The organism is Chromobacterium alkanivorans, from assembly GCF_016937655.1.
Classification (GTDB): Bacteria; Pseudomonadota; Gammaproteobacteria; order Burkholderiales; family Chromobacteriaceae; genus Chromobacterium; species Chromobacterium alkanivorans.
Genome location: NZ_JAFHKL010000010.1, coordinates 182,276 through 195,435, shown reverse-complemented (window position 1 = coordinate 195,435; position 13,160 = coordinate 182,276). Strand labels below are relative to the sequence as shown.

Here is a 13,160-nt window from a genome sequence, read left to right as displayed (position 1 = left end):
TAGCCTAAGCGGCTTAAACGATCGCGGCCTGACGCAAGCTCATCGAGAAGCGCTGCAAGGCGGCGATGCCGGAAGCCTCGGCGCGGGTGCACCAATCCTGCAGCTCCTTGAGCAGTTGCTCGCGGCTCAGCGTGGAGCGCTCCCACAAACGGGTCAGTTCCTGGCGCATCGAATACACCGTGGCCAACACCTGGCTGTGCTCCAGCAAGGTGGCCAACTGCAGGCGCTCGGTCTCCGGCGTGTCCTTGGCGTCCTGCTTCAGCCACACCTTCATCTTGCCGCTCAGCTTGTTGCAATCCGGCAGATTGATCTTGTCCAGCTCGCTGCGATACACCTCCTTCAACTCCCGCGCGTAACGGGAAGCGATGGCGTAGCGATTGGAGATGATGGCCTGCAGATGCTCCAGATCCAGCTGCGGACGCGAAGCGTCCTCGGCCAGCCGCGGCGCCACCTTGCGCACCTTGGCCAGACCCAGGATTTCCAGAATGCGGATATACATCCAGCCGATGTCGAACTCGTACCATTTATACGACAGCTTGGCCGAGGTGCCGAAGGTATGGTGGTTGTTGTGCAGCTCCTCGCCGCCCACCAGGATGCCCCAGGGGAAGATATTGGTGGACGCGTCCTCGTTCTCGAAGTTGCGGTAGCCCCAGAAGTGACCGATGCCGTTGATCACCCCGGCCGCCCAGAACGGAATCCAGATCATCTGCACCGCCCAGATCGTCAGCCCCGCCGGCCCGAACAGCACCAGGTTGATGATCAGCATCAACACGATGCCCTTGGCGCTGTGGCGGGTGTAGACATTGCGCTCCAGCCAGTCGTCCGGCGTGCCGTGGCCGAACTTGTCCATGATGGCCTGATCCTTACAAGCGCCGCGGTACAGCTCAGCGCCTTCCCACAACACCTTCTTGATGCCCAGCACCTGCGGGCTGTGCGGATCGTCCGCCGTCTCGCACTTGGCGTGGTGCTTGCGGTGGATGGCCGCCCATTGCTTGGTGACCATGCCGGTGGTCAGCCACAGCCAGAAGCGGAAGAAGTGGCTGGGGATGGGATGCAGATCGAGCGCGCGGTGCGCTTGGTGACGATGCAGAAAGATGGTGACCGATGCGATGGTGACGTGGGTCAGCGCCAAAGCGACCACGATATAGCCCCACCAGGGGAGGTCAAGCACGCCGTTTATCCAATTCATGTACTAATCGCGCCTCGTAAATCAATCTAGAAGAAAGACTCTATTCTATACAAGCGGTCCGCCGATGTCAGACCGTTTTGCGGTTGTTCCGGCGGCTCGCCGCCGCAAACGCGAATTTGGGCCGCGCAAACGCCCCTCGGTTCACGCGCCGCCAGTAACGCAAGCGCCGGACGATGGTGTACCATAGGGCCTCATTCCATCCTAGTTAAGAAAAAGCGCTAGTGTTGCCAAATCGTCGTCTGATCATTGCCGGCGCCACCCTCGGTGGCCTGTTCGTTCTGTATGGAGGCGCGACCCTGTGGGCCGGCGTCAAGGCGGAGCAGACCTTGCAGGAACAGCACAAGATGCTGGCCGACCTGCCGCTGTTCAAAGTCAAATCCCACAGCTACCAACGCGGTTGGTTCTCCTCCACGGAAACCACGGAACTGGTGTTCAACCGCCACTTATCCGGCCCGTATGAAAACATGCTGCCCGACAATGTGAAGCCCTTGTTGAACGCCACCATCAAGTTCACCAACCACGTCAAGCACGGCCCCCTCCCCGGCATCGGCGATTTCGACTTCCGGCCCGGCCGCGCGCTGGTGCGCACCGAGTTCGCGATGAGCGACTCCACCCGCAAGACGCTGGCCAGCTTCTTCGGCGACAAGGAACCCATCACCATCTTCAACCGCTTGGGCTTCGGCGGCGGCGGCGAACTGGACGTCAAGGTCCCCGCCTTCGACTACGAGGAAGCGCTGTCAGGCGTGAAGATGAAATGGAAGGGCTTCGACCTGAAGCTCGACTACGCCAACGGCTACAAGGAATACAAGACCGAGGCGCTGTCGCCCGGCTTCCTGCTGGAAGCCGCCAGCAAGGGAACCGTCGCCTTCGACGGCGTGCGCTACGTTTCCGACATCCGCCCGGGCAGCACCGGCGTCAAGCTGGGCACCAGCGAGCTGACCGTGGGCAATGTCCGGCTCAACTCGCGCGAAAGCGTGCCCTACAGCATCAAGCTCAATGAGCTGGTCTATCTGATGACCCGCGTGCGCGTCGGCGAATTCATCAACCCCTCCGGCGAATTCAAGCCGTCGGCCGTGACGCTGAAGGATTTCCGCTACCAGATCGTCACCAGCGAGCAGGACGACTACGTCAACACCCGCGGCAAGCTGAACTTCGCCGAGTTCAACTTCAACGACCACCGCTACGGTCCGATGCGCCTGGACATTTCGGCCAACCATCTGCACGGCCCGACGCTGGTCAAGCTGGACCAGGCCATCGGCCAGATCCCCTTCGAAGGCGTGGACCCGGCGCTGCTGCGCAAGCAATACATCGACACCATCAAGAAGAACGGGATTCCGCTGCTGCAGAACGACCCCAAGCTGGTGATCAACGAGTTCTACCTGAAAATGCCCAACGGCGAAGCCAAGCTGGAAGGCAGCCTTGGCGTCAAGGGCCTGCAGCCGGCCGATCTCAACGACGCCGCGCAGTTCATCAGGCGCTTCGAAGTGGACGCCAAGCTCAGCCTGCCGCGCCAGACGCTGGAAGACCTGGTGATCGCCCAGGCGCGCACCCTGTTCACCGTCGACCAGAGCGCCGAAGACCAGCCCAATATGAAGGAAGTGGAAGACCTGGCCAAGAACCTGCTGGACAGCCAGTTGGCGCAGTGGAAGAGCGAACAGTACCTCGTGGAGGACAAAGGCCAGCTCAACACCGAACTCAATTACGGCGGCGGCGTGCTGACCATCAATAAGAAGAAAGTGGCCTTGCCCTGGGAGGAAATCGAAGCGGAAGCGCCGCGCGACGCCTCCCAGCCCAGCGCCGACAAGAGCGCGGACAAGAAGAAATAAGGCGGCGGACGCCGCGCGCAAAAAGGGCTGTCTTGCGACAGCCCTTTTTCTTTTCCGACCCGGTCTAAACCCAGCGGCTCTCAGTCGTCGTCGTGCATCTGGCTTTGCAGGTAGTTCTGCAGGCCCACGCTTTCGATCAGGCCCAGCTGCGTCTCCAGCCAGTCCACGTGCTCTTCCTCGCTCTCCAGGATGTCTTCCAACATGTCCCGGGTCACGTAGTCCTTGGCGCTTTCACAGTAGGCGATGGCTTCGCGCAACAAGGGCAGCGCGTCCATTTCCAACTTCAGATCGCACTCCAGCATTTCTTTCGGGTTCTCGCCGATATGCAACTTGCCCAGGTCCTGCAGATTCGGCAAGCCCTCCAGAAACAGCACGCGCTCGATCAAGGTGTCGGCGTGCTTCATCTCGTCGATAGACTCGTGGTACTCGTGCTCGTTCAGCTTCTTCAAACCCCAGTTCTTGTACATGCGGGCATGCAGGAAGTACTGGTTGATCGCGGTCAGTTCGTTCTTGAGGATCTGGTTCAGATACTTGATAACTTTTTTATCGCCTTGCATCGCGCTCTCCGGGAAGAAATGATTCTTCCATTATGACATAGCGCGCGCCAGTCTCAAGTTGTCAAAGCCAAAATAAGGGACTTCGCCCCGCTTGACGCGGTGCGTGGGGGATTTGCAGTTCGCCCGGCCTTGGCCGAGACTAAGCAACAGGCGGGGGTCAGGAATTAAGCGGCGCTGCGCGCGGTCGAAGCCGGACCAAGCGCGTGGACAGCCTCCTTGCGAAGTTGGTTAGCCATGCAGGCGCATTTGCCGCAATCAGTCGCCACCCCAAGCTCGCGGCTCAGATCGCACATGCGGGTCGCGCCGTTGTGCACCGCTTCGCGGATTTGCTTGTCAGTTACGGCGTGGCAGAGGCAAACGTACATGGCAGTTCCGGTGGTGAATTAACTCGTGATTGAGTTAAAGTAATCGAGAATCGTTATCAAGAATATAGATTCAAACAAGAATCATTGTCAACAAGAAAGCGCAGACCATGACGCAGTGGAAACCAAATGCGACAGTTGCGGCAGTCATTGAGCTGGACGGGCGCTACCTGATGGTGGAGGAGCTGACCAGCGACGGCATCTGCTTCAACCAGCCCGCCGGCCACCTGGAATACGGCGAAACGCTGGAAGACGCGGTAAAGCGCGAAGTGCTGGAGGAAACCGGCTGGCACTTCCGGCCCTTGGGCCTGGTGGGCATTTACCTGGTGGATCGTCCCAACAGCGACATCACCTATCTGCGCTTCGCCTTCTACGGCCACCCCTTGCGCCGCGAGGACTACCCGCGGCTGGACGAGGGCATCCTGTCCGCGCAATGGCTGAGCCACGAGGACATCGTCGCGCTGCGCGGCCAGCATCGCAGCCCGGTGGTGCAGCAATGCCTGGACGACTACCGCGCCGGCAAGCGCCACCCCTTGTCGCTGATCCACCATCTGGGCCGTTAGCGGCCGCCTCAGCCCACCGCCCGGAGCCGGCATGTCCTTGAGATCATTGTCTTTCCTATTGGCTCTGCTGGCCGCCTTCCCATGGGCCGCGCAAGCCAGCGCCATCAATATCTGCTACCATTACGGCTGTTCCAGACATGCCTACGTAGACATCTCCGCCGAGGCCGACGCCTGGCTCGCCGCCCGCCTGTCCGCCGCCGACAGCCCGGAAACCGAACGTTCCGCCGTCAGCGACGCCGTCACCGCGCTTTACCACATCGCCGCGCGCACGCTGCCGATCTGGCAGGACAAGGGCGGCAATTTCCGCGACGGACCGGCCGAAGGCCGCATGGACTGCGTGGACCACAGCAGCAACGTCACCACCTTCCTCACCTATCTGCAGGATCACGGCTGGCTGCAATACCACACGGTGGGCAAACCGGCCTGGCGCGCGCCGCGCCTGCTCGACCTGCATTACACCGCGGTGCTGCGCGACATGCTCTCCGGCCAGGACTGGGCGGTGGACAGCTGGTTCAAGGACTTTGGGCAAGCCCCGGTGGTGCTTGCCCTCGATATTTGGATGGAAGGATATTCCCCGTGACGGGTAAGAAAAGAATTGTCGTCGGCATGTCCGGCGGCGTGGACTCCTCGGTGACCGCCTCGCTGCTGAAGCAGCAGGGGCACGAGGTGATCGGCGTCTTCATGCAGAACTGGGAAGACGACAACGACGACGAGTACTGCTCGATCAAGCAGGACGCGCTGGACGCGATGAGCGTGGCCGACATCGTCGGCATCGACATGGAAATCGTCAACTTCGCCAAGGAGTACAAGGACCGCGTGTTCTCCTACTTCTTGAAGGAATACTCCGCCGGCCGCACGCCCAATCCCGACGTGCTGTGCAACGCCGAAATCAAGTTCAAGGCCTTCCTCGACTACGCGATGGAACTGGGCGCCGACTGCATCGCCACCGGCCACTACGCGCGCAAGCTGGAACAGGACGGCACCCACTATCTGATGAAGGCGGTGGACCACACCAAGGATCAGAGCTACTTCCTGTACCGGCTGCAGCAGCATCAGCTGGCCAAGGCCATTTTCCCGCTAGGCGAGATCCGCAAGACCGAGGTGCGCAAGCTGGCCGAAGAGGCCGGCCTGCCCACCGCGGCCAAGAAGGACTCCACCGGCATCTGCTTCATCGGCGAGCGGCCGTTCCGCGAGTTCCTGCAACGCTATCTGCCCACCAAGCCCGGCGAGATGATCCTGCCGGACGGCAAGGTGGTGGGCGAGCACATCGGCCTGATGTATTACACCCTGGGCCAGCGCAAGGGGCTGAACATAGGCGGCGCGCGCGACGGCACCGGCGAGCCGTGGTTCGTCGCCGGCAAGGACATTCCCGGCAACAGACTGATCGTGGTGCAAGGCCATGACCACCCGCTGCTGCTGAAGCCGACGCTGGCGATGGCGGACCTGAGCTGGACGCTGCCCGCGCCGCCGGCGGCCGGCGAATACGCGGCCAAGAACCGCTACCGGATGGCCGACGCCGGCTGCAATCTGTCCGCCATCGTCGACGGCCAGGCCACGCTGACCTTCCGCGACAAGCAATGGGCGGTCACCCCCGGCCAGTCCGCCGTGCTCTACGACGGCGACGTCTGCCTGGGCGGCGGCATCATCCAGTAAGCCTCCCGCATGTCAAAAAACCCCGCGCCGAATCATCGCCGCGGGGTTTTTCCGTTTTCATCATCAAGCTTGCGGCAAGGGCTGCAGCCGCCGCAGCCCCAGGCTGATCGCCAGCATCGCCGTCAGGCTGGCCGCCAGCACCGCGGCCACGCCCTGCCAGCCGCCCCGCCCCCACATCAGGCCGGACAAAGACCCCACCAGGCTGGAGCCCAGATAGTAGGCGCTCAGATAAATGGCCGAGGCCAAGGCCCGCCCCTGCCGCGCCCGCAGCCCCACCCAGCTGCTGGCCACCGAATGGCCGGCGAAGAAACCGAAGGTGAACAGGGCGATGCCGGCCACCAGCGCAACGATGTGGTCGCTCAAGGTCAGCGCCAGCCCCAGCAACATGGCCAGCACCATCAGCCACAGCACATTGCGCCGGCCCAGACGGTCCGACAACTTGCCGACCCAGGCCGACGACCAGACGCCGACGATGTACAGCGAGAACACCAGCCCCAGCAGGCTCTGGCTCATATTGAACGGCGCGGCCAATAGACGGAAGCCCAGGTAGTTGTACAAGCTGACGAAGCAGCCGGACAACAGAAAGGCGCTGACGAACAGCCAGGGCAAACCGGCGTCGCGGAACAAGGCCTTGGCTTCCCGCCACATGCGGCCCAGATCGTGCCGGCGCGGCTGGAAATGGCGCGACGGCGGCAGGTTGCGCCAGAACAGCCAGGCGCCGGCCACGCCGAGCAAGGCCAGCGTCAGCAGCGCCCAGCGCCAGCCCAGGTGATCGGCCAGCAAGGAGGCGATGAAACGGCCGCTCATCCCGCCCAGCGCGTTGCCGGCGATGTACAGGCCCATAGAGTGGCCCAGCGATTTGGCGTCCACCTCTTCGCTCAAATACGTCATCGCCACCGCCGGCAAGCCGGCCAGGGCCACGCCGAAAGCCGCGCGCAGCCACAGCAAATGCTGGAAGCTGTCCGCCAGCGCCGACAACAGCATCAGCAACGCGCCCAGCGCCAGCGCCGCGTTCATCAAGGGCCGTCGGCCCAGCCGGTCCGCCAGCAGGCCGGCGGGAATCAGGCTCAGCGCCAGGCTGCCGGTGGCCAGGGACACCACGCCGCTGGAGGCGGCCGGCGACAGGGCGAAATCCTGGGCGAACATGGGCATCAGCGGCTGAGCGCCGTAGAGCATGGCGAAGGTGCAATAGCCGCCGACGAACATCGCCCGCGCCGTGGCGCGGAATTCGGCGGTGCCGGCCTGCAGCTTGACCGGGGGAAGACGAGGTTCGGACGACGGCGGCGCGACGGCGCAAACGCAGGAAGAAGATGAATCGGCGGACATGAAAAGCTTTCAATGCGAAATATGACTTCGAGCTTAGTCTTGGCTTGAGACGCAGTCCAATATATATTTACCCATCATTTGATACGTTTAAAATATCAATTATGGAACTACGCCATCTGCGCTACTTCGTCGCCGTGGCCGAAGAGCTGCACTTCACGCGCGCCGCCCAGCGCTTGCATATCGGCCAGCCCCCGCTCAGCCAGCAGATCCAGGCGCTGGAAGCGGAATTGGGCGTGCGGCTGCTGCGCCGCCACCAGCGCAAGGTGGAGCTGACCGAGGCCGGCCGCCAATTCCTGGGCCGCGCCCAGCGCATTCTCGCCGACGCGGAATTGGCCGCGATGGAAGCCCGGCGCGCCGCGCGCGGCGAGATCGGCGAGCTGAGCATAGGCTTCACTTCCTCGCTGCCCTTGTCCCCCATCCTGCACGCAGGCCTGCACAACTACCGCCAGCGCTTTCCTGAAGTGCGGCTCAAACTGCGCGAGATGTTCACCGCCGACCAGTACCAGGCTTTGCAGCAACGGCGGCTGGACATAGGCTTCGTGCGCTTCAGCGGCCTGGAGCTCATGGCGGACATCGCGGTGGTGGAATTGCAGCGAGACGCGCTGCGGGTGGTGATCAGCGCCGACCATGCCCTGGCCGGCCAGCCGGCTCTGCGGCTGGAGCAATTGCGCGGGGAAAGCCTGATCGGCTACCCCCAGGAGGCCGGCACCGGCTTGAACACGGTGCTGCGCGAACTGGCGCGCCGCCAAGACATGGACTGGCGGCCGCGGCAGGAGGCAGGCGAAGCGATCACCCAGATCGGCCTGGTCGCCGCCGGACTCGGCATCGCCATCCTGCCTTCGCCGCTGGAATGCGTGCGGCTGCCCGGCGTGCGCTATGTGCCGCTGCTGGACGAAGGCGCGTATCTGGCGATGGGGCTGGCCACCCGTCAGGACGAAGACGCGCCGCTGGTGACCCAGTTTCTGAACTTGATGCGCGAGCGCTGGCTCAGCGACCGCCGCTGACGTCCAGCAGGCTGCCGGTGCAAAAGGAGCTGGCGTCGGACAACAGCCAGACGATGGCGGCGGCCACTTCCTCGGCCTCGCCGCCGCGCCCCATCGGCACGCTGCCGGCCAGACGCTCCACCCGGCCGGGCTCGCCGCTGGCGGCATGAATGCCGGTATGGATCAGGCCCGGGCGCACCGCGTTGACGCGGACGCCTTCGGCGGCCACCTCGCGCGCCAGGCCCAAGGTCAGGGTATCGATCGCGCCCTTGCTGGCGGCGTAGTCGACGTACTCGCCGGCCGAGCCCAGCCGCGACGCGGCGGAAGAAACGTTGACGATGGCTCCGCCTGCGCCGCCGCGACGGGTGGACATCCGGCGCACCGCCTCGCGGCAGCAGAGAATGGGGCCCAGCACATTGCTGCGCAGCACCCGCTCCACCCGTTCCGCCGAATAGTCCTCCAGCCGCCCTATCGGCGCGGTGACGGCGGCATTGTTGACCAAGGCGTCGAGGCGGCCGTAATGCGCCGCCACCGCGTCGAACAAGCTAACGATTTCCGCCTCCAGCGCGACATCGGCGCAAAACACGGCGGCATCGGCGCCCGCGCTCTGCAGCTCGGCCGCCACCGCCTCCGCTCCGGCCCAGTCGCTGCGGTAATTGACGGCGACGCGCCAGCCCTCCGCCGCCGCCAGACGCGCGGTCGCCGCGCCTATGCCGCGCGAAGCGCCGGTGATCAACACCACCTTGCCGTCCATGTTCAGCCCTTGCGCATGAATTGCTGATGCCAGCGCGTGCGCGCGCCGCGCGCCGCGCCGAAGCGTTCCGCCAGCCGCTCGCCGTCGCCGGCCGCCAGCAGCTGGCGCAATTGGTCCAGCCCGGCGCGGTAGCGGTCCAGCTCCTCCAACAGCGCCTCGCGGTTGGCCAGACTGATGTCGGTCCACATTTCCGGATGGCTGCCGGCGATGCGGGTGAAATCGCGAAAACCGGTGGCGGCGAAATCGAAGCAACGCTCGGCGTCGGCCTTGCCCGCCACCATGTCCACATAGGCGAAGGCCAGCAAGTGCGGCAGGTGGCTGACGGTGGCGAACACCGCGTCGTGCTCCTCTGCCGTCATCCGATGGATTTCCGCGCCGCAGGCGCGCCACAGCGCCGCCACTCGCTCGGCGACGGCAGGCTGCGTCTCCGGCAAGGGCGTCAGCACCACTTTGCGGTTTTCGTACAAACCGTACTGCGCGGCGGTGGCGCCGGACAGGTCGGAGCCGGCAATGGGGTGGGCCGGCACGCAATGCGCCAGTTGCTTCGGCAAATGCCGACGGTACAACTCCACCACGTCGCCCTTGGTGCTGCCGGCGTCGGTAACCACCGCCTCCGGCCGCAGCCGCGGCGCCATCGCCGCCATCAGCGCGCCCATCTGGCCTACCGGCGAAGCCAGCAGCACCAGATCGGCGCGTTCGGCCACCTCAGCCAGATCCTGGCTGATCTCGTCCACCACGCCCAGCTCCAGCGCCCGCTCCAGGTTTTCCCGGGTGCGTCCAACGCCGATCACATGCCGCGCCAAACCCGCGCGCTTCAGCGACAAGGCGAAAGAGCCGCCGATCAGGCCGACGCCCACCACCACCAGGGTATCCATCCCTTGCTGCACCGCTTCTCCTCTATCCATGGCCTTGGAACACAGAACAGCTATCATACCTGCCTAACGATGGCTGACAACCATGCTGTTGCGGCGCGATGGCGTCCGCCCCACCCAAGGAGCCCGGAATGAGCCACAGCTTGTATTGCTATTTCAAAACCGACGCCGGCGACGCGGCGCTGCTCGCCCGCCTGCGGACGCTGCAGTCCGCGCTGCTGACGCGCACCGGCGTCGCCGGCCGCCTGCTGCGCCGCCGCGACGACGCCGGCACCTGGATGGAAGTCTACGAGGGGATAAGCGACGCCGACGTTTTCCGCCTCGTCTGGCTGGAAGCCAGCGCCGAGTGCGGGCTGGCGGCGCTGAGTCGTCATGAGGAGTGGTTTCAGCCGCTGGATTGAGAACCTGGTTGCGATCCGCTGCGCGTCGTGAGACCTTGCACGGCGAGTAGCGCTTCGAAATGCGCATCTACCGTAAGACAGCTGTTTTCGCCTTGTCCCGCCTTAACTAGCGAGATCGTAAACACCTTCTAAGAGCCTGTTCAAAGTCTCGCGAGCAAGGGCGAGACAAGGCGAAAACGAGCAAAAAAGCGGAATGTACATGTGGTACATGAGCATTTTGAGCTTGTTTTTAACGCCGTATCGCCGAAGCGCAGCAGACTTTGAACAGGCTCTAAGAACTAGGCCAGCTCAGGCTGTCCGCCGGCCGCGCCAGATGGAAGCCCTGGACGAAGTCGCAGCCGGCGGCGCGGGCGATGTCCAGCTGCATCTCGCTTTCTATGCCCTCGCCCACCACCTTGGCGCCGTGCAGCTTCAGGATGGCCACCAGCTCGGCCAACTTGTCGCGCAGCGCGGGACGCATCAGCGCGCGCCGCATCAGCACCTTGTCCAGCTTGACGTAGTCCGGCTCCAGCAGCCACACCCGTTCCAGATTGGACGCGCCCTGGCCAAAATCGTCCAGGGAGATCAGGAAGCCGAGGTCGCGATAGCGTTGCACCGCGCCGTGCAGCCGCACCGGGTCGCTGACCGCGTCCTCGACGATTTCCAGGCAGACATGGCGCGGCTCCACGCCCAGCAGCTGCAAGGCCTCGGCGAAGAACCGTCCGTGCGCCTCGCTGACGTTCACCAGGTGCTGGGCGTTGACGTTGAGCGACAGCACCAGGCCCGGCGGCGGCGCCTGCAGCAGGAAATTGAGCAGATGCAGACAGCGCAGCTGCCGGTCCACGTAGACGGTGCGGCGCGGCGTGGTTTCCGCGGCGAACAGCACCGTGGGGATCAGCTGGCCGCCAAAGCGGTCCGACACCCGCGCGAGCGCCTCCACCGACCACAGCTTAGGCTCGCCGTCCTGCAAGCGGTACACCGGCTGGAACACGCTGCGAAAACGCCAGTCCTCGTGGCGGCCGCGCACGCGCGCCTCGCGCCAGGACAAGGGCTCCGCCTCGAAGCCGTGCCGCGCCAGCATCTGATTCAGCTGCGGCAAGGCCGCCTGCACGCGCTGCGCGCCCAGATCCCAAACCGCCGCCTCACACTCCGCCATCGCCGACATCGCGCCTCCCGGCATGCGCCAAGAAAACCAAAACAAGAAAAAGGGCCGAACATCGTTCGGCCCAAACAGGATACGAGAGAAACCTGCATGCGGTTCCGTTGAACCGGCAAACAGAAAGAGGCCGGCTTCCCGGCGACAGCGCCGCCGAAGCCGCCAGCGCTCTACTGCGCCAGAAAGACCCGCTCAATATACATGGCTCTCTTTATCTCTAAAAATAATTAAATGCTCGTTGTATAGTTCACATAAATCTATGAATCGGATTCAGGCCTGCTGCGAAGCCGGCTTGGCTTCCGCCTCCTCCGCCGGCCGGCCCATGATGCGGTCCAGCCACAGCGCGATCACGCCGTCGCCGGTGACGTTGCAGGCGGTGCCGAAGCTGTCCTGCGCCAGATAGAGCGCAATCATCAGAGCCAGGCTGGCTTCGGGGAAATGCAGCATGCTGGCCAGGATGCCCAGCGCCGACATCACCGCGCCGCCCGGCGCGCCCGGCGCCGCCACCATGGTCACGCCCAGGAGCAGGATGAAGGGGAACATCACGTCCCAACTCGGCACGTCCAGGCCGGCCGTCATCAGCATCACCGCGGTGGCGCAGGTAACCAGGGTGATGGTGGAACCGCACAGGTGAATGGTGGCGCACAGCGGCATCACGAAATCCGCCACCGGGCCGGACACCTTCATCTGCTTGGCCGAACGCAGCGCCACCGGAATCGTCGCCGCCGACGACATGGTGCCCAGCGCGGTCAGATAGGCCGGCAACATATTGCGGATCAAGGACCAGGGATTGCGGCCGCTGGCGAGACCGGTCACCGTGTACAACAGGGTCAGCCAGATCCAGTGCATGGCGATGGCCAGCACCAGCACCACGCCGAAGGTTTTCAGCGTGGAAAACACCGAGCCGTCCGCCGCCATCTCGGCGAAGACGCAGGCGATATAAGCCGGCAACAAGGGAATCAGCACCTTGGCCAGCACCAGCTCCACGATGTCCTTGCCCTGGTCCACGACTTCCTTGAGACGCTGCGCGCGGGTGACGGCGATGCCGAGGCCGAACACGAAGGCCAGCATCAAGGCGGTCATCACGTCGAACAGCGGCTTGATCTCCAGGGTGAACAAGGCCTTGATCGCCGCCGGCTTGTCGGTGGCGTGCACGCCCTGGGCGATCAGCGACGGCAGCGCGCCGGAAGCGACGGCGAAAGCCGCCAGTCCGGACAGGATGGTGGAGCAGTAGGCCAGGCCCACGGTCCAGCCCAGCATCTTGCCGGAGTTGGACTCCAGCGCGGCGATGCCGCTCATGATGTAGAACACGATGATCAGCGGAATCATGAAGCCGATGAACTGCCCGAACAGGGCTTTGAAAGTCATCAGCAGGGCCAGCGGGCCGTCGGGGGCCCATAGCCCCAGCGCCAGGCCAACCGCCATGCCGGCCAGTAGTTTAAGGATCAATTTCACGGCAACCTCTCTGAGCTTGGTCTAATGTTGTTCGCGATCCGCGCGTGCGCTTGCCGCCATGCCCGGTCCGGACACGGCGCGCCA

14 protein-coding genes are annotated in these 13,160 nt (G+C 64.1%); 6 read left to right on the top strand and 8 right to left on the bottom strand.

Annotated features, from left to right (window positions below):
• Positions 1-13: 13 nt before the first annotated feature.
• Positions 14-1,189 carry a DesA family fatty acid desaturase gene (locus tag JW897_RS18315; RefSeq protein ID WP_048414961.1) on the bottom strand — a complete coding sequence of 392 codons (1,176 nt, stop codon included), beginning with the start codon at positions 1,187-1,189 and terminating at the stop codon, positions 14-16.
• A 221-nt stretch (positions 1,190-1,410) separates the two neighbouring features.
• Between JW897_RS18315 and JW897_RS18310 the strand changes: the two genes are divergently transcribed.
• A complete protein-coding gene (locus JW897_RS18310) occupies positions 1,411-3,015 on the top strand; it encodes a DUF945 family protein (RefSeq protein WP_205467190.1) in 1,605 nt (534 codons plus the stop codon).
• Between the two features lie 80 nt (positions 3,016-3,095).
• Here JW897_RS18310 and bfr read toward each other — a convergent pair whose 3' ends face one another.
• Both bfr and JW897_RS24690 read right to left on the bottom strand, forming a co-directional pair.
• Positions 3,096-3,572: a bacterioferritin gene (bfr, locus tag JW897_RS18305; RefSeq protein WP_205467189.1), complete on the bottom strand. Its 477-nt coding sequence runs from the start codon at positions 3,570-3,572 to the stop codon at positions 3,096-3,098.
• Between the two features lie 164 nt (positions 3,573-3,736).
• Positions 3,737-3,937, bottom strand: a complete 201-nt coding sequence (locus JW897_RS24690; protein WP_019103980.1) for a bacterioferritin-associated ferredoxin — start codon at positions 3,935-3,937, stop codon at positions 3,737-3,739.
• Between the two features lie 107 nt (positions 3,938-4,044).
• Between JW897_RS24690 and JW897_RS18295 the strand changes: the two genes are divergently transcribed.
• Genes JW897_RS18295 through mnmA form a run of 3 tightly spaced genes read left to right on the top strand, consistent with a single transcriptional unit; the run spans position 4,045 to position 6,150 of the window.
• Positions 4,045-4,497 carry an NUDIX hydrolase gene (locus JW897_RS18295; RefSeq protein WP_039756447.1) on the top strand — a complete coding sequence of 151 codons (453 nt, stop codon included), beginning with the start codon at positions 4,045-4,047 and terminating at the stop codon, positions 4,495-4,497.
• 31 nt (positions 4,498-4,528) lie between these two features.
• Positions 4,529-5,077: a hypothetical protein gene (locus tag JW897_RS18290; protein ID WP_231589299.1), complete on the top strand. Its 549-nt coding sequence runs from the start codon at positions 4,529-4,531 to the stop codon at positions 5,075-5,077.
• Entirely contained in the window at positions 5,074-6,150 is a 1,077-nt protein-coding gene (gene mnmA, locus JW897_RS18285) for a tRNA 2-thiouridine(34) synthase MnmA (protein WP_205467188.1), read from the top strand. Before JW897_RS18290 ends, mnmA begins: the two co-directional genes overlap by 4 nt.
• Before the next feature lie 63 nt (positions 6,151-6,213).
• Here mnmA and JW897_RS18280 read toward each other — a convergent pair whose 3' ends face one another.
• The gene (locus tag JW897_RS18280) at positions 6,214-7,476 is read right to left on the bottom strand and encodes an MFS transporter (protein WP_048414967.1); all 1,263 of its coding nucleotides are present in this window, start codon (positions 7,474-7,476) and stop codon (positions 6,214-6,216) included.
• A 101-nt stretch (positions 7,477-7,577) separates the two neighbouring features.
• Between JW897_RS18280 and JW897_RS18275 the strand changes: the two genes are divergently transcribed.
• Positions 7,578-8,480: a LysR family transcriptional regulator gene (locus JW897_RS18275; protein WP_205467187.1), complete on the top strand. Its 903-nt coding sequence runs from the start codon at positions 7,578-7,580 to the stop codon at positions 8,478-8,480.
• Here JW897_RS18275 and JW897_RS18270 read toward each other — a convergent pair.
• Together JW897_RS18270 and JW897_RS18265 are read right to left on the bottom strand one after the other, a co-directional pair.
• The gene (locus JW897_RS18270) at positions 8,464-9,213 is read right to left on the bottom strand and encodes an SDR family oxidoreductase (protein ID WP_205467186.1); all 750 of its coding nucleotides are present in this window, start codon (positions 9,211-9,213) and stop codon (positions 8,464-8,466) included. The genes JW897_RS18275 and JW897_RS18270 overlap by 17 nt on opposite strands.
• Before the next feature lie 2 nt (positions 9,214-9,215).
• Positions 9,216-10,118, bottom strand: coding sequence for a prephenate dehydrogenase (locus JW897_RS18265; protein ID WP_205467185.1), 903 nt, complete (start codon positions 10,116-10,118; stop codon positions 9,216-9,218).
• A gap of 98 nt (positions 10,119-10,216) precedes the next feature.
• On the opposite strand from JW897_RS18265, the gene JW897_RS18260 reads away from it, so the two are divergent.
• On the top strand, positions 10,217-10,486 hold the full coding sequence (locus JW897_RS18260) for a DUF4936 family protein (RefSeq protein ID WP_205467184.1): 270 nt from the start codon (positions 10,217-10,219) through the stop codon (positions 10,484-10,486).
• A 271-nt stretch (positions 10,487-10,757) separates the two neighbouring features.
• On the opposite strand, the gene JW897_RS18255 is transcribed toward JW897_RS18260, so the two are convergent.
• Together JW897_RS18255 and JW897_RS18250 are read right to left on the bottom strand one after the other, a co-directional pair.
• Positions 10,758-11,630 (bottom strand): EAL domain-containing protein, encoded by an 873-nt coding sequence (locus tag JW897_RS18255; protein WP_053077424.1) that lies wholly within the window; start codon positions 11,628-11,630, stop codon positions 10,758-10,760.
• A 261-nt stretch (positions 11,631-11,891) separates the two neighbouring features.
• Positions 11,892-13,076 (bottom strand): dicarboxylate/amino acid:cation symporter, encoded by a 1,185-nt coding sequence (locus tag JW897_RS18250; protein WP_048414972.1) that lies wholly within the window; start codon positions 13,074-13,076, stop codon positions 11,892-11,894.
• Positions 13,077-13,160: the final 84 nt, after the last annotated feature.